This window comes from Azospirillaceae bacterium (genome assembly GCA_028283825.1).
Taxonomy (GTDB): Bacteria; Pseudomonadota; Alphaproteobacteria; order Azospirillales; family Azospirillaceae; genus Nitrospirillum.
This window is the reverse complement of record JAPWJW010000001.1, coordinates 1438753-1463018: the sequence shown is the minus strand read 5'-3', so window position 1 is coordinate 1463018 and position 24266 is coordinate 1438753. Positions and strand designations below refer to the sequence as shown.

The window sequence follows — 24266 nt, the reverse complement described above, 5'->3', positions numbered from 1 at the left end:
CAAGGGAAGAGCTTACAGTTTGAAGTGGAAGCCCAGGGTGTAACGCTGCCCATAGGCGACCGCGTCCAGCAACTGTTCCTTGTACCGGCCGTGGGTTGAGTACGTCTCGTTGGTCAGGTTCAAGGCTTCGAAATAAACGCTGAAATGTTCGTCGACGTCGTAGCTGGTGCTGAAGTCCACCTCCCACGCCGGGTCGACGAAGGTGGGTTCCGACCCGTAGATCGAACCGCCCTGCTGCTGGCCGAAATGGTCCAGGTACTCATCCCGCCAGTTGACGGAAACCCGCGCCTGGAAACCGTACTTGTCATAGAAACCGACGAAGTTGGCGGAGTTGGCAAGGCCGGTCACGGCGAAGCCGCTGACCGACAGGTCGTTGGGATTGTAGGGCTTGTTGGTGCCGACGATGGTGGCGTTGGCCTGGAAGCCGAAACCGCTGTCATCGAACACATGCTGGATCGCCATTTCCAGGCCGTAGATTTGCGCCGTCGGCCCATTGACGTAGGTGCTGTAGCTGTACTGCACGTCCGACCCGGTGGTGGGGTCGGTGACACCGGCGAAGGTCTTCTGCGACGTGCCGCCGACGACGAAGTTGCTGACGCTTTTCACGAAGCCGTCCAGCGATACGTATGAGTTGCGCTGGTAATAATACTCGGCACTCAAATCCAGATTGTCGGACAGATAGGGCAGCAGGCTGGGATTGCCGCCCGAGGCCGACACCGTGCCCACCCGTTGCGTCGTCAGGCTGTAGACCGGCGTCATGTCGTTCAACGGCGGCCGGGTCAGCGTGCGTGAGGCGTTGAACCGGACCTGCAAATCATCGGTGACGCCCAGGGTCAGGTCCAGGTTGGGCAGCAGATACTGGTAGTTGTTGGTGCCGCTGACGGCGGCGACCGGGCCGTAGGCCACCGTAAACGCCGTCTTGTCGCCCGGGCTGACGGTGAAGGCGGTGGGTGTCTGGCCCAACCCGGCGGAGGTCACATGGGTGATCTCCTCACGGACGCCCAAATTGATCCGCAGGGGCATGTCCGCGATCTTGGTCTTCACCGTCGCCGCCAGATAGGGGGCCACGGTCTCTTCCTCGATATCGCGCTTGGAACCGGGGTCCAGGATCATGCGGTAGATGCCGTCGAAGGCCGGCGTGCAGCAGGTGGTGTTGGCGCCGGCGATGGTCTTGGTCTGCGGATTGCCCAGCGATTGCAGATAGTTCAGCACCTGGTAGGGGTTGAACTGCAGGATCTGCGGCGGCAGGTTGCCGTTGTTGGCGAAGCCGGGGATGAAGTTGGCGGTGCTGAAGGTCTTGGAAAACCAGCTTTGCGGCAGCGCCACGCCGCTGGTCGACCCCGACGCCGGGCCATAACCGCTGTAGGCCTGCCAGTCGTTGTTGGCGAAGCTGGTGTAGGAACTCAGGTCTTCCTTGTTGTCGATGTATTGGGTGCCGAAGCGGATGGAAACGTCGCCGCTGTGCCACTCCCCCTCCACCTTGGCCTGGTCGATGACGTTGTAGTTCTGGGTCGAGGTCATGGGCAGGACGTGCGAGCCGATGAACCCGTTGGTGAATTGCGCCGTGTTGCCGCCGGGTCCCCAGACGGTGGGGTACGGCAGGGAACCGGGGGCGATGCCGATGATGCCCACATTGTTGGTGTTGATGCAGGTGCCGCTGGCGCAGGAACCATAACCCACGTCGGCGTCCAGGCTGGTCAGTTGGCCGCCCGGGTTCTGCCAGGCCTCGGACCGGGCGCCGTCAATGGTGACCTTGATGGTGTCGGTCGGCGTCCATTTGACGTTGAGGCCGTACAGGTTGTTCTGCAACACCTCAGCATTGTACTGGGCCTGGAAATCGGTCGGCGTGTTGTTCTGCACGAAGCTGGTGACGGAGCCGTTCTGGTTCAGCTTCACATCGTTCAGCGAGCCGGCGTTGAACCAGATGCTGTAGCCGTACTGGTTCTGGTGGCTGTCCTCCCGCTGGAAGTCGTCGTTCAGCGTGACCTCCAGCTTGTCGGACGGCTGCCATTGCAGGGCCAGACGGGCGGATTTGCGCGTGGTGTCGCTGTGTTCCTGGTAGATGCCGTAGTCCTGGATGAACCAGGCCGGCGTGTTGGGATTGACGCCCGGCGCGCTGGCGAACTGGCCGGCGGTGGTGCCGATCCAGCCTTGCGTGTTCACATGATTGCCCAGGGTCTGGGTCTCATTGTAACCGGCGGCCACCAGGATGCCGAAGGTGTCATGGGCGAAGGTGTCGCTGACCAGCAGGGCGCCATTGGGCGACGCCCCATCCGCGTCGGTACCGTAGGAGCCGGAGACCGAGCCCGCGATCTTCAGGCCGGAATGATCCAGCGGCTTGGGAAACTTGATGTTCACCGTGGCGCCGATAGCACCGGCCGACAACGTGGCGTCCGGCGATTTCAGCACGTCGATCTGGCCCACAAAGTCGGAACTGACCGAACTGAAGTCGAACCCGCGCCCCGAACTGGCGGCCGAGGCGGAGACGCGGCCGTCGAACAGCGTCTCATTGAAGCTGGGACCGAAGCCACGCACCGTGATGGCGGTCGCGTCACCGGTGGAGGTGGGCACGCCGCCCATGCTGCTGGTGCCGCGGCTGATGGACACGCCGGGGATGCGCTGCATGGACGCGGCCACGTTGGAATCGGGGAACTTGCCGATATCCTCCGCCGAGATGGCGTCGACCAGCCCCTCGGCCTCGCGCTTGATATCCATGTTACGTTGCAGGGACCCGATGATGCCGGTGACGACAATCTCGCTGATCTCGTCAGGGTCGGTGCCCTTCGCGTTCGGGTCGGTCTGCTGCGCCAGGGCGGGCGACGCGATGACGCTGATCGTCATCAGCGAAACCCCGGCCAGAACGGTGTTGCGGAAATCGGCCGCCAGGGACCGGAATCCCGGATTCCTCCCATAAGTTCTCACGATTTTGTTACCTCCCAAGGTATTGATGCCAGCTTGTTTTGTTTATGAGGTGCAGGCACAGGTACTCAGCAGCGCATAAGCACTTTGTTAGCGTTATCATATTTATATGCAAAAACCCGCCCGTGTATCCCGGCCGGCAGGCAAGCGGCATGATTTGCCGGCCCGTCTTTTCTCCCTCCCGTTTGCTAGAGCAATTCTCGGAATGCCGGTTTTATGGCATTCCAACTCTATGCAATGGTAACGCTACCACAGGGTGCAGACATGTTCGACAAAAAATTGAACGTCACACGTTTGAAAATATCCTAAGGGTGTCCACCCTGGCGCCCACCACCGTCGGTACCCCCGCCCGATTGCCGCAGGCATCAGCTTTTTCCTGGAACCGTTCGCCCAATTCCGCTAAAAACCGCGCCCCCTTTTCGAAAACCCGTCCTTATCGGCCGTCGGTGGAGCGCGCATCATGGGCTATTGCGGCCTGGACTTCGGAACGTCGAACAGCACCCTTGGCGTCGTCACGGACGGCCACGCCCACCTGCTGCCGCTGGAAGGGGATGAGACCACCCTGCCCAGCGCCATCTTCTTCGACTTCGCCGCCAAGCGGGAAGAGTTCGGCCGGGCCGCCATCCAGATTTATGCCGAGGGTGCGGACGGCCGCCTGATGCGGTCGCTGAAGTCGGTGCTGGGCACCGACCTGATCGACATGGAAACCCAGTTGGACCGGCGCCGCATCAAGTTCCGCGACGTGCTGAAACACCTGCTGGCGGAGATCAAGCGCCGGGCGGAGGAAAAGGCCGGACGTCCGCTGGACCAGGTGGTGCACGGCCGCCCGGTGCACTTCGTCGATGGCGACGACGCGGCCGACCACCGGGCCGAAACCGCCCTGACGGAGATCGCGCACGCCATCGGCTTCCGCGACGTGTCCTTCCAGTTCGAACCCATCGCCGCCGCGCTGGATTACGAGCGCCAGGTGAATGAGGAACAGATCGCGCTGATCGCCGACATCGGCGGCGGCACGTCGGACTTTTCCATCGTGCGCATCGGGCCGGACCGGCGCGACAAGGCCGACCGCGGCCAGGACATCCTGGCCAGCACCGGCATCCGCATCGGCGGCGTCGATTTCGACCGCCTGCTGTCCTTGCATGGCGCCATGCCCCACCTGGGTTATCAGTCGCCCATGCAGCGCAAGGGCCTGCTGGCGCCCAACAGCTATTTCAACGACCTGTCGACCTGGTCCAAGATCAACTTCCTCTATGCGCCCAAGGTGCTGGCCGAACTGCGCCAGGTGTTGCGCGAAACCGCGCGGCCCGACCTGATCGGCCGCCTGATCCACGTGGTGGAGGAGCATCTGGGCCACCGCGTCGCCATGACGGTGGAGCGCACCAAGATCCGCCTGAGCGCCACGGCAGCGGAGTTCCCGGGTGAACCCCCGGTGGTCGAGGTGCCGCTGGATTGGATCGAGCGTGGGCTGGTGGCGCCCTTCACCGTGCCGGGATTCGATACCGCCACGGCAGGCCTGACCGACGGGATCGCCGGCATGATCCGCCGCTGCCTCACTGATTCCGGGCTGACCAAGGACAAGATCGACGCCGTGTTCCTGACCGGCGGTTCCACCCTGCTGCCCAATGTGCGGCGCTCCATCCTGGCGGAACTGCCCGATGCCCGCCCGGTGGAGGGCGACAAGTTCGGCTCCGTCGGCCTGGGCCTGACCCTGGAAGCGGTGCGCCGCTACCGCTGACGCACGGGCACGAAATCCCACATATGAAAACGCCCGCCGGCGAGACACCGGCGGGCGTTTTCGTTTCGGCGATCAAGCTGCGCCTTACGGCGTGTCCTTGCGCGCTTCCTTGGAAATGGCGTGGCCGCTGGCGGAGATATCCTCGCCGGCGCCCTCGGTGGTGTGGCAGGCGCTGACCAGCGCCCCCATGCCCAGCATGGACAACAGCACAAGCGCGCGAAGTTTGGTCGACATTCTGTGATCCTCCTCTTCACGACCGGCAATGCCGGGTCGGATGCGTTGGTGGGAAGGCGTCCTACTTCTTGGAACCCGTGTGCGTGCCGGTGGTTCCCACAACCATGCCGGCGATGATGGCGGCCAGCAGGGCCGGCACCTTGTGCTTGGCCACCAGGGTCTGCACCTCGGCCAGCAGCACTTCCGGATCCAGTGCCGGCAGGGCCGACGGCGGCGCAGGGGGCGGCTCGCGCCGCTTGATCAGCGAACGGGCAACCAGCAGCAGCACCAGACACAGGACCAACAGGGCGACCGCCACCAGGACGGGCGTCCAGACGGGCCCCACCTGCGGCAGCAGATGGGCCCAAAGGCCGGCGCACAGGCAGCCGACGGCGGCCAATACCGCCAGCAGCGCCAGCACGCAGGCCACCGCCGCACCCAGCAGGCCGTCCAGCAGAGGGGCTGGTGAGGATCGCTGCACCGGACCGAAGGGGATGACCCCCAGTTGCGACAAGGCCATCACGGCCAGCTTGGTCCAGCCTTCCATCACCAATCCCCCATTGCGATCACTTGTACGCTAGGCCCCAAAACCAAACGCATACCCCAATCAGCGCGACAGCAGCCGGCTGGCGATGAAACCGGCGGAGAAGGCCAGCAGCAGGCTGGTGATGGGCTGCGCCTCCACCTGCGTGCCCACGGCCTTGGCCGCGGCTTCGCCCTTGGCCGCCAGGACCTTGTAGATGTCGTTGGCTTCGGCCTTCAGATGCGTGGTCAGCGTGTCAGCGTCTTCACGCGCGGCCTGTCCCACCTTGCGGGCGGCGGTGGTGGCGGCATCGACGGTTTCGCTCTTCATCGTCCTTCTCCTTCTCAAATAAGGGGGCCGTCTTTGGATTAAGCGGCGGCGGTTCCTGTTGGAATGGTGGCGCCGGGGACAATCCCACACAAGGGCTTATCCCCGGCGCACCCCTCAGCCTGAAGCGGCCCTGACCCGTCTTAACGACGTTCCAGCGCGTGCTTCAGCGTGCTCATCTGGTCGTGGTCGGCCTTGATGCTGTCATAACAGGTGGCCACCACCTCACGGGCCGGCATGGGCAGGTCGCCCTGCAAGGCCTGCTCAAAGCTGGACTTGATGTCGTCCTCGCCCGCCTCGACCGCCGAGACCACGCTCTGGTCGTTGCCGGTGACGGCGTTCTTGAGGTTGACGAACATGCGACGGGCCGCACCCAGCACCGTGCCATCGGTTTCCGGCTGGCCGCCCAGGCTGATGACTTCGGCCTGCAGGGCGGTGGTCAGCTGGCGGCGCTGGCGCGCACGGGTGGAGAACAGCGTCTTGAAGCTGTCGTTGGTCGCCTCCTCGGCGGCATCCTTGTAGCCGAGCGCGCTGTCCAGGGTCTTCTCGATCAGGCCGTTCAGCACCTTCACGGACTGTTCGGCGGCGGCCGGGACGGCGGTGGGTGGAATTGTCGGCGGGATCATGGTCTGCTCCTCCTGGAATGATTGCCATGTCGAGATCTATTATTTGTCCCGACTTCCAAATAAACAAAGTCTGCGTAAGTGGCATTTCGCAGGAATTATTTGCTATGACCTTCTCAGTAAAATCGGTCAAAAGGTCTGATCTTGAAATGTTCCGTATGACAAACTGGACTGATCAAATATTCGACAACTTTCCGCCTACGCCGATCAGGACCGAAAAATTGGCGATAAATCCTGTGGACTACCCTGTTAGCGCAATCAGTCTTGAAGCATGGGGAAAGGCGGCCGGGCCACCCTTCCCCATCGTTCCCGTCGGCCTTAGCGGATGGTCGCCAGGTTCTTGCGCAGACCGTCCGCATCGGAATTGGTGGCGCTGCGCTTCGACACGATGGCCGACACCGGCTCCGGCTTGCCGTAATAGGCTTCGTTCCAGCTGTCGCGCGGCTTCAGGACCGAGCCGTTGAGCGTCAGGCCCGCATAGGCGCCGCTGGCCGAGGACCAGACGATGATGTCGCCGGTCATGGACGTGCCGGTGGCGGCCTCGGCGGTGGAACCCAGGGTCACCACGGCCAGGCCCGCCTGGGCGCCGATCTTGAATTCATCCTGCAGGACAGAGGACAGGGCCTTGTCGCTCATGATGAACAGGACCAGTTCCGCCTGTTCCACACCGATCTGCAGGCCGAAGGAGGCCGAACCCAGGGTGTAGAAGGCGGGGTAGCTGAACTCGCCGCTGGGCCCGCGGGTCAGCAGCACGGCGTCGCCGCCCTCGCCACCCACGAAAAAGCCGCCCTTGATCAGCTGCGGCACGATCAGCACGCCCTTGGCATGCTTCATCAATTCGCGGGCGTTGCCGAATTCCTTGTCCTTGCGCAGATCATCGACGGTCACCCGCGCCCGCTCCACCAGGTTGCTCTGGTCGGTGCCGTGGGCGGTGGCGGCGGCCAGGGCGTGCGGTGCGGTCGCCGTCATGGTGCCGAACAGCATGATCGCCGACAGGGCGGCGGGAATGACGCGGGATTGCAGGGACGGTTTGGTGGCCGTGGGCGAAATCGAAACGGGCATCATGAGCACTCCGTTGCTGGTCAGGCCGGGGGCGCCGGCCAAGCCGTCGCCGCTGAGGGTCCAGCCGGCGGGGATGGTTGAGGGGAAGGGCTTTGAGCCCCGCCCCCGGTGGTCGAAGGCCGTGTCCAGAATGGTCAGGGCACCCGCCGTCTTACGGACAGTTCCGTTGGAAACCGTGGCGGCGTCCACACCGTCACCGGACCAGCGGCGGGCACAACGGCAGATCATCGCGCCGTTACTTATCAAAGGCCTTCTTGGCGGTATCCTTCAGGGCCTTGCCGGCCTCCTGAATCTTGCCCGCCGCGTTCTGGGCGTGACCTTCGACCTTCTTGGCCTTGCCTTCGGCCACCAGCTTGTCGTCACCCACGATCTTGCCGGCGGCTTCCTTCACGGAACCGGTGGCGATCTTGGCGTTACCGGCGATCTCATTCTTGTTCATGGTCGTATTCCTCGCTTGGGGTTAGGATGGGCTTGCTTTCAGTCCCGATACGGGCGACCCGCGCTTTTCTTCCGAGACGAGCGGCACCTCTCTTAAAGAGTTCGTCCGCCTGAGCACCAATCAATGTTGGTAATGCCTTATGGCGGGAATGTGGCGCAATCGGGCGGACACTGCGGCAATCATCGATAAAGAATGAAATAGAGCGCCGCCTTCAAATAACATTATTTATTTCGTCATCGCCATGATGGCCGGCGTATGACCTATCGTCTATGACGTTAAATTTACTCAGCCCCATGGCCACCGGCAGGGAATACACCCTGGCGCTTAGGCACTTAGGAAGCGGCGGCCTAGGCTGCTTTTCTTTATGGATTTTGCGGTTTTTCATGACCCCACACAGTCAAGAACATGTTTTGGTCATAAAGAATTTTCATCATCCCTCGATCATCGTTTTTCTGAGGAGATGTCGTCATGAATATCGGAACCATTCTCCTTATTATCCTAATACTGTTCCTGATCGGCGCCCTGCCGACCTGGCCGCACAGCGTCAACTGGGGTTATTACCCGGCGGGCGGCCTGGGCACGGTGATCGTCATCGTTTTGGTCCTGATCATCATCGGCAGGCTTTGACATCCGGCCTGAACCAGGAACCTATCCCTTCGCTTCATTGACCCCGGCACACCCCCGCCGGGGTCAATGTTTTTGGGGGCCACAGGGCGCCGATCGCCCGGCCGGCGTTCAGGATTACCCACAATTTCCCCTGCCTTTCTGATCGTTTGGTTGTTTCATGGTGCCGGGGCCAGCCGCCTTCCATTAGGATGAGGCCATGGCTCGGCCGCCCCCCGGGGGCGGCGTGGTGGTGTTCCCATGCGGGGGAAGTGCATGCAATTCGGCCTGCGGCACCGTCTGCTGCTGTTTTTGCTGTTGTCGGCCTTGCCCTTCATCGTCCTGCTGGCGTGGGCTATGCAGCAACGCCGGGACGAGGCCATCGCCAACGTCCAGACGACCGCCCTGTCCTTCGCGCGCCTGGCCGCCGTCAACCAGCAGCAACTGCTGGGACAGGTGCAGGATCTGATGGCCAGCTTCGCCCGGCATTCGGCGCAGTTGTCGGTGGACGATTGCAACGAAGACGCCGCCATCATGAAGGATGCCCAGCCCTGGCTGGCCAATCTGCATGTGGCCACGCCCGATGGCCAGCTGGTCTGCTCCTCCCTCAATCGTCCATGGCCCAGCTACGCTGACCGCACTTACCTGCAAGACGCGGTGCGTACGGCCAAGCCGACCATCAGCAACTTCCTGCTGGGTCGCGCCACGAAGAAACCAGTGGTCGGCCTGGCCTATCCCATCCTGAAACCCGACGGCACCGTGGACCGCGTGGTGATGGCGGCCCTCAGCCTGGACTGGCTGGAAAACAACAGCCGCGTGATCCTGGAGGAACACACCACCTTCCTGATGGTGGACAGGGAGGGCACGCTGCTGGCCAGCCTGCCGGCGCATCCCGACCTGGTGGGCCATGATTTGCGCGACGCGCCGTCGGTGCGTTTCGCCCTGGACACGGCCGAAGGGACCGGCAGCGCCATCGGCCTGGACGGCCGGCAACAGCTGATCGCCGCCGCCGCCCTGCCCGCCACCGGCATGCACGTGCTGATCACCTTCGACCAGCAGGCGGTGCTGGCCAAAGTCAACAGCGATTTCCGGCGCATGGCGCTGCTGGTGGTGGCCGTCACCCTGATCACCATGGCGCTGGCGTGGACGACGCTCAGCGCCACGGTGCTGCGCTGGCTGTCCATCCTGCAGGAGGCTGTGGACCGGCTGGGCGCCGGCGACAAGACCGCGCGCGCGGAGGTGCCCCAGGGCGCGGCCGAGCTGGGCCGGCTGGCCGGGGCCTTCAACGTCATGGCGGAGGCCATCAACTGGCAGGACCGGGAATTGCTGGCGCGTGAGGCCCAGTTCCGCGACCTGACGGAGATCTCCAGCGACTGGTTCTGGGAAACGGACGCCGAAGGGCGCTTTTCCGCCGTCTCCCAAGGTGTCACCACCATGGGGCTGGAACCATCGGACATGCTGGGCCGCACGCGGCGGGAACTGTCGTCCGACCAGAACGACCCCACCGTCGCCCGGTATGAGGCCTTCGTCACCGCCCGCCAGCCCTTCCGCGAACTGACCTACACGGCCATGGACCGCCAGGGCCGCCCCCGCCACATCACCATCAGTGGCAACCCGCGCTTCGACGAGGGCGGTACCTTCCTGGGCTTCCGTGGCTCGGGCCGCGACCGCACGGCGGAGGTGGAGGCCTCCAAGGCCCTGGCCGCGAAGGTGGTGGAACTGGAAGGCACGCGGGTGGACCTGCAGGCCCAGCGCGCCCTGCTGGACAGTGTCATGAACAGCTCGCTGGACAGTGTGCTGGCGCTGGCCGCCGTGCGCGAGCGGGGCGGGGCCGTGGTCGATTTCCGCTTCGCCCTGGTCAACAGCGCGGCGGAGCGCCTGATCGGCCAGCCGGCCGCCCACCTGGTGGGGCGGCGGCTATTGGAGGAATTGCCCGGCCGGCTGGGGCGCGACCTGTTCGACCGCTATGTGGCGGTGGTGGAGAAACGCGCCGCGGACGCGTTCGAATATCTGTACACGCCGGAGGATGCCGCCGAGGGCGGAACCGAAGCCAACCCCGAACAGGGCATCTGGCTGCACATCACGGCCGTCCCCTGGGAACGGGGCCTATCCATCACCCTGACCGACATCACGGAGGAAAAGCTGCGCTCCGCCGCCTTGGCGGAAAGCGAACAACGCTTCCGCCTGCTGGCCGACAACGCCACCGACATCGTGGCCCTGCACGCCATCGACGGCCGCTGCCTCTACATGTCGCCGTCGGTGGAGCGCGTGCTGGGCTGGCGCCTGGACCAGGTGCTGGGCCGGCGCACCATCGAGTTCACCGAGCCATCGGACATTCCCATCCTGGTCGACGCGCAGCGGCGGCTGCTGGCCGCCCCGGACGGCGCCCCCCTCACCTATCAGTTCCGGGTGGTCGCCGCCTCCGGCGCCACCATCTGGCTGGAAACGGTGGCGCGGCTAGTGACCGACCCGGTCGAGGGCCAGCGCTTCGTCGCCTCCTCCCGCGATGTGACGGAGCGGCGCCAGCACCTGGAGACGATGACGGAGATCAACAGCCGGCTGGAGGCGCAGGCGGCGGAACTGGTGGCGCTGGCCGACGATCTGGACCGGTCGCGCCACGCGGCGGAGGCCGCCAACCAGGCCAAGTCGGAATTCCTGGCCAACATGAGCCACGAGATCCGCACGCCCATGAACGGCGTCATGGGCATGACGCAGATCATGCTGGAAACGGAACTGGACTTCGACCAGCGCACCTATGCCGAAACCATCTATGACAGCGCCGAGGCGCTGCTGAACATCATCAACAACATCCTCGACATCTCCAAGCTGGAGGCCGGCAAGGTCGAGCTGGAACTGATGGAGTTCGACGTGGGCGACGTGGTGGACGGCGTCGTCGCCATCCTGGCCACCCGTGCGCTGGAGAAGAAGCTGGACCTGACGGGCCTGGTGGATGCCAAGGCGGCCGGCGTCTACCTGGGCGATCCCACCCGCCTGCGCCAGATCCTGTTGAACCTGGCGGGCAACGCGGTGAAGTTCACCGCCGCCGGCCGAGTGGCCATATCGGTGGCGCTGACGGCGCGGGAGAAGAAGAACCGCCTGCTGGAATTCACCGTCAGCGACACCGGTCCCGGCCTGACGCCGGAGCAGCAGGCCCGCCTGTTCGAGAAGTTCAGCCAGGCCGACACCTCCATCAACCGAAAGTTCGGCGGCACCGGCCTGGGCCTGGCCATTTCCCAGCAGCTGGTGCGGCTGATGGGCGGCGACATCATGGTGACCAGCACCCCGGGCCAGGGCGCCGCCTTCAGCTTCGCCATCCCGCTGGAGATGGTGGCGGCCAAGGCGCGGCAGGCGGACGCCACCGTGCTGAAGGGCCGTACCGCCCTGGTGATCGACGATCTGCCGCTGAACCTGGCGGTGATGGAAAGCCATCTGAACCGCCTGGGCGTGGACTGCGTCACCACCTCGGGCGGCAACTCCGCCCTGCGCCAGTTGGAACTGGCGACGCAGGCCGGCCGGACGTTCGACGTCATCTTCGTCGACCAGGCCATGCCGGTGATGGACGGCCTGGCCTTCGCAGCCCAAATCCGCCAGGAACCCGCCTACGCCGCCGTGAGGATCGCGCTGGTCACCTCCGTCGGCGGCGACCTGGGGGAGATGAAGGGCCTGTTCGACGGGGTGCTGACCAAGCCCGTGCGCCTGTCCACCCTGAAGGAACTGCTGACCCGCATGCTGCGGGATCGCGGCCAGGCGGAGACCAAGACCCACGCCAAGGCCCGCGGCGCCACCGCCCGCAAGGCGCGGCCCGCCGCCGCCGCCCATCCCGGCGAGGGCCATGCCGTGCTACTGGTCGATGACAACGAGACCAATCGCGCCATCGCCCGCATCATGCTGGAACGCGAAGGATATGCGGTGGATGAGGCGGTGGACGGCCAGCAGGCGGTGGACCACTGCACGGCCAAAGGCTACGACCTGATCCTGATGGACGTGCAGATGCCGGTGTTGGACGGCGTCGCCGCGACCCGCGCCATCCGGACGGAGGGTCCGTGCGCCCAGGTGCCCATCATCGCCATGACGGCCAATGCCATGGTGGGCATGCGTGAGGAATACCTGGCGGCCGGCATGAACGACTACGTCTCCAAACCCTTCGACCAGGAGCAGTTCCTGCACAAGGTGGAACACTGGGCCGGCCTGGCCGCCCCACCCCCGCCGGCGGCCGCCACCGGCCAGGCGGCGTCGGAGGCGGCACCGGAACCGGCGGAGCGGCAGCAGGAACCCACGTTCGACCCCGGCGTGCTGGCGGGCCTGGGCTCCGCCGTACCGGCCGCCGCGTTCCAGAGCCTGGTGCGCGGCTTCGCCGACAACGGCATGGCCCGCATCAACCGCCTGAAATCACTGGACGCCCGCACCGAACTGGGCACCATCCAGGGCGAGGCGCACGATTTGGTGTCCACCGCCGGCAATGTCGGCCTGCGCCGCCTGCAACGCCTGGGGCGGGACCTGCACCAGGCCTGCGTCGATGGGGACGCCGACACCGCGCGCTCCACCATCGAGCGCATCGTCCGCGAGGGGCCGCCGGCCTGGGCGGCGCTCCGTCAGCGCTTCATCGGCGAGGTCGTGCCGGCCAAGACCGAGCCAGCCGCCCATCAATAGGGCGGGGTCGACCGGGACAGGGCGTGGGCCATCGGCCACACCCCGAATAATATATCCGATTATTGCCCCTGGACGTCTTGTTTGTTGCGATTTGATGGGATATGAGGGCTCATGGGATTTGTTGGTCAATGGGACAGGGCGTTGACCAACCCCACGAAACACAAGGCTTAAACGCAAGGCCATGGTGGCATCCACCGCCCAAGTTCCGCCCGGCGCCGGCTGTTCCCCCGAGCCCTTCCCGTGAGACATATGAGCCGTGACGACAGCCCCATGACCGCTTCCGTCCTCACCCCCGATGCCCCCCAGCGCTCCCTGCGCGGTCGTCCGCGTTGCGACAAGTCGCGCCACGCCATCCTCAGCAGCGCCTACGACCTGCTGGTTCAGGACGGGCTGGCGGGCTTCACCATCGAGGCGGTGGCCGCACGGTCGGGCTGTGCCAAGACGACCATCTATCGCTGGTGGCCGACCAAGGGCGCGCTGGCCATCGCGGCCTTGCTGGACGTGGTGGAGGAAGCCGCGCCGATCCGCGCCACCGGCTCCGCCCGGCGCGACCTGGAAGGCCTGCTGGAGGTGATGGCCGGCAACATGGCGGGCCCCATGGGCCGTGTCGTCGCCGGCATCATCGTCGAGGGACAGAGCAACCCGGACGTCCTGGAAACCTATTACCGCGAGGTGCTGCTGCCCCGGCGGGAGCGCATCCGCGACATCCTGCGCCAGGGCATGCGCGCCGGCGAACTGTCGTCGGACCTGGATGAGGGCATGGTGATCGACGTGCTGTACGATTCGATCTACAGCCGCCTGCTGGTGCGCCGCCAGTTGCTGGATGAACCCGGCTGGACCCGCCGCCTGGTGGCGGTGGCGCTGGGCCCCGTGCGGCCGGCCCCGGCGCCCACCCGCCCCCGCATCCACAGCGACGCGCTGTATCCGGCTTGACGCCGGGGCCTTCAGCCGGCGAGCATGGCCACGCGGTTGCGGCCGGCGTTCTTGGCCTGGTACAGCGCCTTGTCCGCCCGCCCCAGGAAAGCGTCCACCGTCCGGTCACCCGCCAGCAGGGTGGTGACACCCAGGCTGCAGGTCATGCGCACGCTCACCCCGTCCGCCACGGCAATCGGGGTGTCCTCGATGGCACGGCGCAGGCGGTCGGCCACGCCCGCGGCCTCATCCAGTTCCGTTTCCGGCAGCAGGATCACGAACTCCTCACCGCCGAAGCGGCCGATGACATCGGCATCGCGCATGGCGGCACGGCAGAGATCGACCACGCCGCAAATGGCCCGGTCGCCCGCCTGGTGCCCCCAGGTGTCGTTGACCTGCTTGAAATGGTCGATGTCCAGCATCAGGGCGGACAGGGCCCCGCCATAGCGGCGGGTCCGCGCCATTTCCCGCGTGGCGGTATCGGTGACATAGCGGCGCGTGCCGGCACCGGTCAGGGAATCCGTGGTGGCGATCAACTTCAGCAGCCGCTGGCTGTCGTAACTGCCGTGGTTGATCTGCTCAAACGCGAACAGCACGCAGATGAACATGGCGCCCACGGGACCCAGCAGCAGGGAATATTTGGCATATTCGAAGTCATGCGCGAACCCCGCCACCCCGGCCACCGGCGGCAGCGAGATGATCAGCACCATGAACAGGGCGCCGGTGAGGAACGGCACATACTGCATCACCAGTAACGGCAGGAAGGTGAAGAACAGGAAACCGGCGAACTGCGCCGCCATGCCGTGGTCCAGGCGGTTCAGCGCCTCGATGAACAGCATCTGGCAGGTGACGGCACCGATGAAGGCATAAGCCGTGGTCAGCCGCTGCGGCACGCGGAAGTGCAGCAGCAGGGCGTGCAGCACGATGATGACCGACATCATCACGCGCAGGCTGATGGTGTGGAGGGCGCCCACCGGGTCGATGACATAATCCCAGCCCCACAGACCGGTGACCGTCAGGGCGGTGGCCACGGTCATGATGGTGCTGAACAGGCGGTGATGGTCGAACTTGTAATCGACGTAGGCCCGATCCGGCCGGACGACCTGCAAGATGTGATGACCCACCGGGGATTCCTGACGTCGTTGGCGGGTGCCCAAAGGCGGCACCGTCAATCAAGCTTCGCGGACAAGACTAGGGCCAGGCGTCGGCGCGCCGGCGATCCGCGCCCTGTTTGTAATTGAATTAAAATGGGGAAGGAAAGGTGGAAAAAGGATCGCCCCCGCCGGCCTATCCCCTTGGTGGGGATTTTTATTTCCCGGGATATTTACTGAAATTACCCCTCAGCCCTTGCGCGGAGTCCCCGGCACCCGGCTGGTGGCGCCGCCATAGGCCTTGGCGGCCGCGTCCGGCTTTTTCATCTCCTCCATCAGCTTCATGGCGAAGCGGCCGCCATCGTGGCGGGTCTGGAGGAAATTCATCACCACATCGCGCACTGCCTCCCGGTCCACCGGGATGTCGGCCGGCTCCGGCGCCGATGGCGGGGGGCCCTGCATGCGTTCGGCCGCGGCGGCCGCCGCGCGTTCCAGCACATCGGGGTCGATCCGCCGGCGGATGGCCCGGATTTGGCGCAGCAGTTCATCACGGGGATCGGCCATGGATCGGAATCGCTTCCCTGGTATCAAGACGGGGCCAGGATGCGCGGCGAACCGGCCTCCTGTCGATGGGCTTCGGCGCCCCTCCCCTCATATAGTGTCGTCTTCTTCCGGCGGCAGGGGGGGCGGCAGCGGCCGGGACCGGCGGTTCTCATCGATGGCGACGAAGGTGAACACGGCCTCCGTCACCTTGTTGGTGTCATCGGCGTCGCGGCTGCGGCGCCAGGCCTCCACCTCGATGCGCATGGAGGTGCGGCCGCGCGACACCAGCCGCCCGAACAGGCTGACCTCATCGCCCACGAAAACGGGGCCCAGGAAGGCGATGGCGTCCACCGCCACGGTGGCGGCGCGGCCGCGGGCGGTGCGGGCCGCCACGTTACCCGCCGCCAGGTCCATCTGCGACATCAGCCAGCCGCCGAAGATGTCGCCCGCCGGGTTGGTGTCCGCCGGCATGGCGATGGTGCGGATGACGGGCACCTCGTTTGGCATCTTGGCGGTCTTCTCACGCATGGCGGCGGCTCCGGTCGGCGAATGAACAATTGCGCCATGAGAGCGTGAAACGCCCGCCAGGGGAAGCCCGACGGTACGCCGGGCCGCCATCTCCCTTTGTTATTCCGGCGCTTATGCCATCCAGGGCCTGCGGCAACGCGGCCTATGGGGTACGCCCGCGCGAGGGTAGGCGCGACGGAATGCAACCGGTAGGATCAGGCCAGAACAACAAAAGGACGACGCCCCATGGACGACATCATCCTGAACCGCCGCGGTTTCGCCGCCAGCGCACTGGCCACCGGTTTCGCCCTGGCGGTACGCCCGGTCAGCGCCCAGACCATCATCACCGATGACGACGGCATCGTGGCCGGCATGGTCAACGTGCCCGTGAAAGACGGGACCATGGGCGCCTACCGTGCCCTGCCCAAGCGCGACGGGTCCGGCACCGCCTATCCCGTGGTGCTGGTCATCCAGGAAATCTTCGGCGTGCACGAACACATCCGCGACCTGTGCCGCCGCCTGGCCAAGCAGGGCTATTACGCCGTGGCGCCGGATCTCTATTTCCGCCAGGGCGACGCCACCAAGGTGCAGGATATCCCCACCCTGATGAAGGACATCGTGTCCAAGGTGCCGGATGACCAGGTGCTGTCCGACGTGGACGCCACCGTGGCCTATGTCCACGGCACCGGCCAGGGCGACACCAAGCGCCTGGCCATCACCGGCTTCTGCTGGGGCGGGCGTGTCGTGTGGCTGTACGCCGCCCACAACCCGGATCTGAAGGCCGGGGCCGCCTGGTACGGCCGGCTGGTGGGCAACACCAACGAGTTGCAGCCCAAGAACCCCATCGACCTGGTGGACAGCCTGCACGCCCCGGTGCTGGGCCTGTACGGCGGCCTGGACCAGGGCATCACCCAGGACAGCGTGGAGCAGATGCGTGCCGCCCTGGCCAAGGCCGGCAAGACCAAGAGCGAGATCACCGTCTTCCCCGACGCCGGCCACGGCTTCAACGCCGACTACCGCCCCAGCTACAACCCCACCGACGCCAAGGCCGCCTGGGGCAAGATGCTGGAATGGTTCAAGAAGAACGGCGTGGGCTGACGCCTTGATCCGAACGACCGTTCCATCCCCCCTTAGGTACGGATGGAACGGCCGTTTAGAGCAAGATGCGATCACCCGTGATCGCATCTTGCTCTAAAGCTGTTCATGATAGAGCGGATTTACACGATCAGGTGATTCCACCTGATCGCGTTCCGCTCTAAAGATTTTCCATGTCCGCACCGGATGCGCCCGCATCGATTGTGTTTGGGAGCTGGTGCCCAGCGGTGAGCCGGTAGGGGGTCGCCGACCAACTGTTCTCCGCGACGGACGCACCCGGCAGGGCCGGATACAGCGCATCCAATGCGCCCACCAAACCATCCTGGGTGTGATAAGTCTGATAGAGGGCACGCCCATGGGAATCGAACAAGGCGAAGGTGGGCGCACCCGCCGTACCAATGTTGGCCACGGCCACCGTCGCCCCGCCGATGACCAGCATCAGGCCGTGGCCGGATCCCAGTTGCGTCAGCCGTATGGCAACGCGCTGATAATCCCCCCGTGCCCCGGCATATTCGTTCAGGGCCTCGTCCCCATCGGCCTGCGGCACCGGGGTAAGCCCCGGGAAACGCCCCATGACCTCCTCCGGCTCGAAATATCGCTGTTCTATGTCCGCCACCGCCTCGGTATGATCCCCCTCGCCCTCCATCTCGTTCTGGATGAGAGCGTTCCGTAGCCCCCGATCCACATCCGTGCCCTGCTGCATGAACCCCAGCAGAGTATCGGAATTGACCTCCATATCCGGATTTCCCAGCAAGGATTGCAGGGCGCAGGCGGCGATGCTGGTGCAGGCGATCTGGCCACTGTCTTGCGGATGTTGTTCCCCGTAAACCGACGCTTGCCCGACATCAGTCCCGACGTCCCGGACGGGCTGCTCCCGGAATGGGTTCATCATTTCCGGCTCGTCATCCGACACGAGCCCTTCATTGTCCGATGTTTCGCCAAGGAACTGGCTTGTGTGGTCTTGGTGCGATAAATCCTCATCATGGTCATGGTCGGACCCATCATCCACCAGATCCCCGGCCTTTTGTCCGCCCACCGCCGATTGTCGGGCGGCCAACAAGGTTTGCATATAAGCGAACTTCCGTTTGGTGATCTGTTCCACCCCGTCGCTTTCAAAATCATAGGTGGCATGGACGCCCAGGGTCGCGCCTGCCCGGAGGATGGGTTCGATCTTGCCGGGCTTTTCATATTCGCCCCCGACCGACACTTCCAACTTGATGGCCCCTTCCTTACGCAAGGTCTGCACGTAATCGGAACCGAGTATCTTACCGAGATCCTCCCAGAACGCCTCAATCGTCACGGCCAATTCGCCGGCACAGCCACCGCTATGGCCGCTATCTTTCTTGCTGCCGCAGGAACTGCGGTTGATGGCCAGGCTGATGACCTTACGCCGCTGCGGTGGGGCGCGTTTCTTCAACAACGATCCGCCCAAGGAGAACTCCCGGGCGGTCTCTTCAAGCACCTGCCGCCATGCCAGACTGCGCACCACCTTCGCCTCCGCATGCAGCTTCTTGCGCTTGTCCCCCTCGGGCAGATGCAACTGCTCGTTCAGGTGCCCGCCTTGCTGGAAGATGTATTTTCGCCGGAATTCCGCGATATTAAAGTCTTGCTCCTGCTCGTCACCGGAATCAGGTTGCTGCCACTGAACGGGAGTTCCCGTTTTCTTATCGGTCTCGCGGCCATGAACGATCCAGCGGCCCCTTTTTGCCGGGCCATCATCTAAACGGGTCGCCAGCAAGGAATAGGTGTCCTTCGCCACGATGGCATTACCCACCGTCTGGTTCTTCGATCGCCCGCGCGTGCCCTTGGGAAACGTCACGCGGTAGCGCTTCTTGCGGGCGACCTTCTGGAATTCGTCGATGCCGGTTTGGCCGCCGGTCCGCATGATCTGCCCGAACTCCACGGGATGGCGGCTCAGCAGGGAGGAGATCTCACTACTGGCCCCTTCAACCTCATCAACTTCGGCCTTTGTCGCCAAGCCGACGGCCGACGGATCGCGCTTGGCCGATCGTGATTTCTTTTTCCCAAGTCTTTCTTGCGTTTCTGCGCTGGTTCTTACCTGGTTACGATCCAGTTTTATGGTGCTCGAGTTGAAATGATCCCTGATCATTTTGCCGTCGATGTAGACGATGCATTGTTCCCCATCAAACCCGATGCAGTAGCCGTCCGACCATGCGGGCGGGCTTGTCAATATATCAGGCATCAGGAACTGAACGCCCTCCCCCTGCCCCCTGACCTGATTGGGGTCGATCTGGGAGGAAGAGGAGGCAACGACGGCGTCCAACTCGTCGAAGGTATGGTCCGCTTCCACATCAGGTTGGGTGCGGACGCGGAAGCCGATCTGCGCTTCTCCCGCGATCCAGGCCCCTGAGATGACACCCTCTTCCCCGCTGCCGATCACGCGCACGGCCATTCCCGGCACTCCCTGACCGGCATCCACACGGCGTTGGATGACCGCCGGGCGCCGCTGCATGGCCTGCCCCATGGCCTCCAAGGCCTGGACACGCGGACTTTGGTTGAGTTGCGCGCCCCTTTGCCGCAGTGTCGGCGCCCCCGGCCTCTCGGCATCCGGGGATCCTTGGCAGCAGCAGGGGGCAGTGGCCGACCGGATCGATGCTTTGGCTTGCTGTGCGTACATGATCGCCCCCAAACAACTTACGGGGGTAAATATATACCGCATCCACTCCGCAGAGGGTAGATCTCCGCGGCGCAAACCGCCCATCTGCCAAGGGGTTGAAAAAGAAAAGGCCCGCCTGCGGGGGAGCGGCGGGCCTTTATAGATGCCGGTTGGGCGCGGGGAGCAACCCAGCCGGACGGGGAAGCAGAAACGGGACGCTGGGTCACCGTCTCGGTGCCGGTTCAGGTTGGGGCCATCCCCGGCACAAGGAGAAAGGTAGGCCCGCCGAACCCATCGGGCTGTGACCATTATCACTACGCTGCGGAGCGTAAGGGTGCCCAGCCATGCATGAGCCGGCCTTGAACCGCCGGCCCTCCCGCCCCACCCAAATCAATCACATCAATAAAGGGCGATGCGCTCGCCATGCCGGGCGTTGGCCGGCGCCACCAGGTCCAGGATGGTGGGCACGACGCGGGTGACCGGCGGCTGGGTATCGGGCTTTTCGCCAGGGAACGCCTGGGCGCGGACCTTGGTGGGCATGGGCCCGGGATCCAGCAGGTTGACCTTCAGCGGGCTTTGCAGCACCTCCCGCGCATAAGTCAGGGCCATCATCTCCAACCCCGCCTTGGCGACGGCATAGGCGTTCCAATAGGCCACCGGCTCATGACCATAACGGTCGGTGAGGAAGACGGCGCGGCCTGCGTCGGAACCGCGCAGCAAAGGGTCCAGCGTGCGGATCAGGCGCATGTTGGCCGTCAGGGTCAGGGCCAGCACCTTGTCCCATTCCTTCACGTTTGCGTGCGCCATGGGGCCGATGGCGCCCAGCATGCCGGCATTGGCCACCAGGATGTCCGCCCGGCCAAAGCGGTCCAGCAGCGCCGGGCCCAGCACGTCCAGCTGCGCCGGATCCGCCGCCATGTCCTGGGGGATCAGCGTGGCGGTGCCGCCGGCGGCACGGATGGCGTCGTCCACCTCCTCCAGCCCGCCGACGGTGCGGGCGATCAGCACGACGTGCGCGCCCTCGGCCGCCAGCCCCTTGGCGACGGCCGCCCCCAGCCCGCGCGAGGCACCGGTGACCACGGCCACGCGGCCGGCAAAGCGGGGGGCGGAAGGCTGGGTCATGCGTGGATGCTTTCTTCGGAGAATGGTTGGAAAGAACACGGGTTGCGGGCAGGACCCGCAACCGTTCACAACGGTTAGGTTCGCGGTTTAGGCCACGCCATGACGCCCGTCAATCGCCGCCGACAGTGACGATATCGGCCAGCGGCAGGGCCGTGCGTTTCATGACGGTGCGCAGGGTGAAGCTGGAATGGACGCGGGCCACGCCCGGCAGGCGGGTCAGGATGCGGTTGTGCAGCGCCTCATAATCGGCGGCACCCGCCACCACCACGCGCAGCAGGTAATCGCTGTCGCCGGACATCAGGTAACACTCCATCACCTGCGGGCAGGTGGCCAGCGCCTCCTCAAAGGCGCGCAGGTAGGGCTCCGTCTGTTTTTCCAGCGTCACCTGCACGAACACGCTTTCCGGCCGGCCGCAGGAGGCCGGGTCCAGGATGGCGGTGTAGCCGCTGATGATGCCTGCCTCCTCCATCGCCTTGACCCGGCGCAGGCAGGCGCTTTCCGACAGGTTGACATGGCCCGCCAGCTCCGAATTCGGCGTGCGGCCCTGTTCCTGCAAACGGGCCAGGATGGCACGATCAATCCTATCCAGGACGGATGTTCGCAGAGTCTGCCGCATATTAAGTTCCAGACGATGGTTCCTTGTGCATTGTGCGCACCGCATGCCCTTGAACGCAAGGACATGCGCCGGCCATCCGCCGTATCCTCTTTCCCGAAATCGAGGCAACGGTTGCGCGACCGGACAGGCGGCGCCCAACCCCTCTGGCACCCAGAGGCACCAGGAGAAAAATCATGCTGGTCGGCGTTCCCAAGGAAATCAAAAACCACGAATACCGCGTCGGTCTCATCCCGGCCAACGTGCGCCAGCTGGTGGTCCACGGCCACAGCGTCGTGGTGCAGAAGAACGCCGGTGCGGCCATCGGCCTGACCGACGACCAGTACCTGGCGGCCGGCGCCACCCTGGCCGACACAGCGGAAGAAATCTTCGCCAAGGCCGACATGATCGTGAAGGTGAAGGAGCCGCAGCCACATGAGTGCCGCATGCTGCGCCCCGGCCAGGTGCTGTTCACCTATCTGCACCTGGCGCCCGATCCGGAACAGACCGAGCTGCTGCTGGCCTCCGGCGCCATCTGCATCGCCTATGAGACCGTGACCGACGTGCGCGGCGGCCTGCCCCTGCTGGCGCCGATGAGCGAGGTCGCCGGCCGCATGTCCATCCAGGCCGGCGCGAAGTGCCTGGAGAAGAGCTACGGCGGCAACGGCATCCTGCTGGGCGGCGTGCCCGGCACCCCGGCCGCCAAGGTGGTGGTGATCGGCGGCGGCGTGGTCGGCATCAACGCCGCCCGCATGGCCGTGGGCCTGGAGGCGGAAGTGACCGTGCTGGACAAGTCGCTGGACCGGCTGCGCCAGATCGACCAACAGTACGGCCGCCGCGTCAACACCCTGTACGCCAACCTCGACACCATCGAGAAGAGCGTGCTGGACGCCGACCTGGTGATCGGCGCCGTGCTGGTGCCGGGCGCCAACGCGCCCAAGGTCGTCACCAAGGAAATGGTGGCCAAGATGCGCCACGGCAGCGTGCTGGTGGACGTGTCCATCGACCAGGGCGGCTGCTTTGAGACCTCGCACGCCACCACGCACGCCGATCCCACCTACGTGGTCGACGGCGTCATCCACTATTGCGTGGCCAACATGCCGGGCGCCGTGGCCCGCACGTCCACCTTCGCGCTGAACAACGCGACCGCCCCCTTCGTCCTGGCCCTGGCCGACAAGGGTTGGAACCAGGCGCTGGCCGACGACGTGCACCTGCGCAACGGCCTGAACGTGTTCCGTGGCAAGCTGACCCATCCCGCCCTGGTGGAAGAGGGCGACGCCCGCTATCTGCCGGCGGAGAAGGCCATCGCCTGATCCCGCGGGTTCAGCACGTCGACAGAAAAAAGGCCGCCGGGACATTCCCGGCGGCCTTTTCGCTGTACGGCACGTCTCAGACCAGCGCCAGGTCCGCGGCCGCCGGCTCCTCCGCCGTTTTCAGTTTCTTGGGCTGGACGACGATGGGCGGGGCGTTCCCCAGGATCATCTGCCCATAAGCCTGCACGTGCTGATACAGGAACTGCATGTCCCAGGGCACCAAGGTGCCCGTGCCTGTGTAGCCCAGCGCCTGGGCCTGGGCCTGGGTCACGACATTGGTCACCCCGCCGTCACCCGGATAACCGTAATAGAAGGCGTTGGTCAGCGGCGCGTTGGGCAGGGCCGTGTACCAGGACTTGCCCGAAATGGAACCATTGATGGAATTCAATGCCGCTGTCCCGATCAAGGCGGTGATGGCGACCTTGTCGGCGGTGCTGGTGTACGCATTCGATGCCGTATAGGTGGCCTCGATCTCCTGCACATAAGGCGATTGCGGCTGGTGGATGACGAGTTCCCCCACCTTGACCACGGTCTGCCAGGCATGAGGAACAACGTCCAGGACGTTCCACAGGTCCTTGTTCCACTTCTGCCAATACTCTGAACCGTCCTCGCCGCCCAATCCCAATGCCGCGAACTGTTGGGAGAAGGCGCCATCCCCCGGCGTGGCACCGGCGGTCGGATAGACCATGGTGGATCCGACGGCGAAGTTCTTGTTGGTGACCAGCGGGGCCACGGCATCGAAGCAAGCCGCCGTCAGCGTGGGCGAGAGCGCGCCCGCGAGGGAGTGGCCGGTGAAGATAAGGGTGTTGTTCGTGGTGGTGACGCTGTTCAGGAACTGGATGATATTCTGGCCGCCGGACTGAAGCTGCGTCAGCACATTGGTGATGCCGGTGTTCGTCGCCGTCGAAATATGGGCGGCTGTGGTCGCGGTGTAGTTCGCCCCCCATCCCTTCATCGCCGTCGCCCAGTCCACCATGGTTCCGACGTTGAAATCCTCCTTCAGCCAGTCAACCACCGACAGGCCGTTGGTCGCCGCCAAGGCCACCACATAGGTCGTGGCGCCGGCTGAATCGGTGGTGGAGAAGATCACGACGGCGTTGGTCGGCGTGAAATACAGCGTGCCGTCCTTATCTTTCCACGGGATGGAACCAACACAATAAACCGCAGGCCCCCACGCCACCGTCCAGCCGCTGGGGATGCCCGCCGCGATGGCCGCGTTAATGTCCGCCAGCATCGCCGTCTCGGCATCCTGTAACGCCGACGGATTACTCTTCGGCTGCGTGTAGTATTTCATGCCAGCGGTGTTGGACAGCATCGAGCATTGGAAAACGGTCTGCCACGGGTCAAGTGCCATGATCCTGAACCTCCCTTAAGCTATTG

The 24266-nt window shown here is 64.8% G+C and carries 20 protein-coding genes; 6 read left to right on the top strand and 14 right to left on the bottom strand.

Going from position 1 to position 24266, the window contains the following annotated elements; all coding sequences use genetic code 11:
- Nucleotides 1–12 precede the first annotated feature (12 nt).
- Nucleotides 13–2841 (bottom strand): TonB-dependent receptor, encoded by a 2829-nt coding sequence (locus PW843_05950; protein ID MDE1146155.1) that lies wholly within the window; start codon nucleotides 2839–2841, stop codon nucleotides 13–15.
- 538 nt (nucleotides 2842–3379) lie between these two features.
- Here PW843_05950 and PW843_05945 point away from each other — a divergent pair.
- Nucleotides 3380–4654, top strand: a complete 1275-nt coding sequence (locus PW843_05945) for an Hsp70 family protein (protein MDE1146154.1) — start codon at nucleotides 3380–3382, stop codon at nucleotides 4652–4654.
- A gap of 84 nt (nucleotides 4655–4738) precedes the next feature.
- On the opposite strand, the gene PW843_05940 is transcribed toward PW843_05945, so the two are convergent.
- The 6 genes from PW843_05940 to PW843_05915 form a co-directional block, all read right to left on the bottom strand.
- Entirely contained in the window at nucleotides 4739–4888 is a 150-nt protein-coding gene (locus tag PW843_05940; GenBank protein ID MDE1146153.1) for an entericidin A/B family lipoprotein, read from the bottom strand.
- A gap of 61 nt (nucleotides 4889–4949) precedes the next feature.
- Nucleotides 4950–5414 (bottom strand): hypothetical protein, encoded by a 465-nt coding sequence (locus PW843_05935; GenBank protein ID MDE1146152.1) that lies wholly within the window; start codon nucleotides 5412–5414, stop codon nucleotides 4950–4952.
- 60 nt (nucleotides 5415–5474) lie between these two features.
- Nucleotides 5475–5720 (bottom strand): hypothetical protein, encoded by a 246-nt coding sequence (locus tag PW843_05930; protein MDE1146151.1) that lies wholly within the window; start codon nucleotides 5718–5720, stop codon nucleotides 5475–5477.
- Between the two features lie 140 nt (nucleotides 5721–5860).
- The gene (locus PW843_05925) at nucleotides 5861–6343 is read right to left on the bottom strand and encodes a PA2169 family four-helix-bundle protein (protein MDE1146150.1); all 483 of its coding nucleotides are present in this window, start codon (nucleotides 6341–6343) and stop codon (nucleotides 5861–5863) included.
- A 315-nt stretch (nucleotides 6344–6658) separates the two neighbouring features.
- Nucleotides 6659–7630, bottom strand: coding sequence for a lipid-binding SYLF domain-containing protein (locus PW843_05920; GenBank protein ID MDE1146149.1), 972 nt, complete (start codon nucleotides 7628–7630; stop codon nucleotides 6659–6661).
- Nucleotides 7631–7637: 7 nt separating this feature from the next.
- Complete coding sequence (locus tag PW843_05915) at nucleotides 7638–7841, bottom strand: CsbD family protein (protein ID MDE1146148.1); 204 nt, start codon at nucleotides 7839–7841, stop codon at nucleotides 7638–7640.
- Between the two features lie 474 nt (nucleotides 7842–8315).
- Here PW843_05915 and PW843_05910 point away from each other — a divergent pair, with 474 nt between their 5' ends.
- The 3 genes from PW843_05910 (at nucleotide 8316) to PW843_05900 (ending at nucleotide 14027) form a co-directional block, all read left to right on the top strand.
- Nucleotides 8316–8468 (top strand): DUF3309 family protein, encoded by a 153-nt coding sequence (locus PW843_05910; protein MDE1146147.1) that lies wholly within the window; start codon nucleotides 8316–8318, stop codon nucleotides 8466–8468.
- Between the two features lie 252 nt (nucleotides 8469–8720).
- The gene (locus tag PW843_05905) at nucleotides 8721–13094 is read left to right on the top strand and encodes a response regulator (protein MDE1146146.1); all 4374 of its coding nucleotides are present in this window, start codon (nucleotides 8721–8723) and stop codon (nucleotides 13092–13094) included.
- Between the two features lie 270 nt (nucleotides 13095–13364).
- Nucleotides 13365–14027, top strand: coding sequence for a TetR/AcrR family transcriptional regulator C-terminal ligand-binding domain-containing protein (locus PW843_05900; protein ID MDE1146145.1), 663 nt, complete (start codon nucleotides 13365–13367; stop codon nucleotides 14025–14027).
- A gap of 11 nt (nucleotides 14028–14038) precedes the next feature.
- Here the strand turns inward: PW843_05900 and PW843_05895 are convergent, their stop codons facing one another.
- The 3 genes from PW843_05895 to PW843_05885 form a co-directional block, all read right to left on the bottom strand.
- Complete coding sequence (locus PW843_05895; GenBank protein MDE1146144.1) at nucleotides 14039–15130, bottom strand: GGDEF domain-containing protein; 1092 nt, start codon at nucleotides 15128–15130, stop codon at nucleotides 14039–14041.
- Nucleotides 15131–15346: 216 nt separating this feature from the next.
- Nucleotides 15347–15661, bottom strand: a complete 315-nt coding sequence (locus tag PW843_05890) for a hypothetical protein (GenBank protein ID MDE1146143.1) — start codon at nucleotides 15659–15661, stop codon at nucleotides 15347–15349.
- 87 nt (nucleotides 15662–15748) lie between these two features.
- Complete coding sequence (locus tag PW843_05885) at nucleotides 15749–16168, bottom strand: acyl-CoA thioesterase (protein MDE1146142.1); 420 nt, start codon at nucleotides 16166–16168, stop codon at nucleotides 15749–15751.
- A gap of 225 nt (nucleotides 16169–16393) precedes the next feature.
- Here PW843_05885 and PW843_05880 point away from each other — a divergent pair, with 225 nt between their 5' ends.
- The gene (locus PW843_05880; GenBank protein MDE1146141.1) at nucleotides 16394–17245 is read left to right on the top strand and encodes a dienelactone hydrolase family protein; all 852 of its coding nucleotides are present in this window, start codon (nucleotides 16394–16396) and stop codon (nucleotides 17243–17245) included.
- A 157-nt stretch (nucleotides 17246–17402) separates the two neighbouring features.
- Here PW843_05880 and PW843_05875 read toward each other — a convergent pair whose 3' ends face one another.
- The 3 genes from PW843_05875 to PW843_05865 all read right to left on the bottom strand — a co-directional run bounded on the left by PW843_05875 (nucleotide 17403) and on the right by PW843_05865 (nucleotide 21597).
- Nucleotides 17403–19715, bottom strand: coding sequence for a hypothetical protein (locus PW843_05875; GenBank protein ID MDE1146140.1), 2313 nt, complete (start codon nucleotides 19713–19715; stop codon nucleotides 17403–17405).
- A 543-nt stretch (nucleotides 19716–20258) separates the two neighbouring features.
- Nucleotides 20259–20981, bottom strand: a complete 723-nt coding sequence (locus PW843_05870) for an SDR family NAD(P)-dependent oxidoreductase (GenBank protein ID MDE1146139.1) — start codon at nucleotides 20979–20981, stop codon at nucleotides 20259–20261.
- 109 nt (nucleotides 20982–21090) lie between these two features.
- A complete protein-coding gene (locus PW843_05865) occupies nucleotides 21091–21597 on the bottom strand; it encodes an Lrp/AsnC family transcriptional regulator (protein ID MDE1146138.1) in 507 nt (168 codons plus the stop codon).
- Nucleotides 21598–21770: 173 nt separating this feature from the next.
- Between PW843_05865 and ald the strand changes: the two genes are divergently transcribed.
- The gene (ald, locus tag PW843_05860; GenBank protein ID MDE1146137.1) at nucleotides 21771–22886 is read left to right on the top strand and encodes an alanine dehydrogenase; all 1116 of its coding nucleotides are present in this window, start codon (nucleotides 21771–21773) and stop codon (nucleotides 22884–22886) included.
- Between the two features lie 76 nt (nucleotides 22887–22962).
- On the opposite strand, the gene PW843_05855 is transcribed toward ald, so the two are convergent.
- Nucleotides 22963–24240 carry a hypothetical protein gene (locus PW843_05855; protein MDE1146136.1) on the bottom strand — a complete coding sequence of 426 codons (1278 nt, stop codon included), beginning with the start codon at nucleotides 24238–24240 and terminating at the stop codon, nucleotides 22963–22965.
- Between the last annotated feature and the right edge of the window lie 26 nt (nucleotides 24241–24266).

What these genes read in the sequence shown, in the direction of transcription:
- PW843_05950 (MDE1146155.1), bottom strand. Translation starts at nt 2,841, where the DNA reads ATGACGATCAGCGTCATCGCGTCGCCCGCCCTGGCGCAGCAGACCGAC.
- PW843_05945 (MDE1146154.1), top strand. Translation starts at nt 3,380, where the DNA reads ATGGGCTATTGCGGCCTGGACTTCGGAACGTCGAACAGCACCCTTGGC.
- PW843_05940 (MDE1146153.1), bottom strand. Translation starts at nt 4,888, where the DNA reads ATGTCGACCAAACTTCGCGCGCTTGTGCTGTTGTCCATGCTGGGCATG.
- PW843_05935 (MDE1146152.1), bottom strand. Translation starts at nt 5,414, where the DNA reads ATGGAAGGCTGGACCAAGCTGGCCGTGATGGCCTTGTCGCAACTGGGG.
- PW843_05930 (MDE1146151.1), bottom strand. Translation starts at nt 5,720, where the DNA reads ATGAAGAGCGAAACCGTCGATGCCGCCACCACCGCCGCCCGCAAGGTG.
- PW843_05925 (MDE1146150.1), bottom strand. Translation starts at nt 6,343, where the DNA reads ATGATCCCGCCGACAATTCCACCCACCGCCGTCCCGGCCGCCGCCGAA.
- PW843_05920 (MDE1146149.1), bottom strand. Translation starts at nt 7,630, where the DNA reads ATGATCTGCCGTTGTGCCCGCCGCTGGTCCGGTGACGGTGTGGACGCC.
- PW843_05915 (MDE1146148.1), bottom strand. Translation starts at nt 7,841, where the DNA reads ATGAACAAGAATGAGATCGCCGGTAACGCCAAGATCGCCACCGGTTCC.
- PW843_05905 (MDE1146146.1), top strand. Translation starts at nt 8,721, where the DNA reads ATGCAATTCGGCCTGCGGCACCGTCTGCTGCTGTTTTTGCTGTTGTCG.
- PW843_05900 (MDE1146145.1), top strand. Translation starts at nt 13,365, where the DNA reads ATGACCGCTTCCGTCCTCACCCCCGATGCCCCCCAGCGCTCCCTGCGC.
- PW843_05890 (MDE1146143.1), bottom strand. Translation starts at nt 15,661, where the DNA reads ATGGCCGATCCCCGTGATGAACTGCTGCGCCAAATCCGGGCCATCCGC.
- PW843_05885 (MDE1146142.1), bottom strand. Translation starts at nt 16,168, where the DNA reads ATGCGTGAGAAGACCGCCAAGATGCCAAACGAGGTGCCCGTCATCCGC.
- PW843_05880 (MDE1146141.1), top strand. Translation starts at nt 16,394, where the DNA reads ATGGACGACATCATCCTGAACCGCCGCGGTTTCGCCGCCAGCGCACTG.
- PW843_05875 (MDE1146140.1), bottom strand. Translation starts at nt 19,715, where the DNA reads ATGCAGCGGCGCCCGGCGGTCATCCAACGCCGTGTGGATGCCGGTCAG.
- PW843_05870 (MDE1146139.1), bottom strand. Translation starts at nt 20,981, where the DNA reads ATGACCCAGCCTTCCGCCCCCCGCTTTGCCGGCCGCGTGGCCGTGGTC.
- PW843_05865 (MDE1146138.1), bottom strand. Translation starts at nt 21,597, where the DNA reads ATGCGGCAGACTCTGCGAACATCCGTCCTGGATAGGATTGATCGTGCC.
- ald (MDE1146137.1), top strand. Translation starts at nt 21,771, where the DNA reads ATGCTGGTCGGCGTTCCCAAGGAAATCAAAAACCACGAATACCGCGTC.
- PW843_05855 (MDE1146136.1), bottom strand. Translation starts at nt 24,240, where the DNA reads ATGGCACTTGACCCGTGGCAGACCGTTTTCCAATGCTCGATGCTGTCC.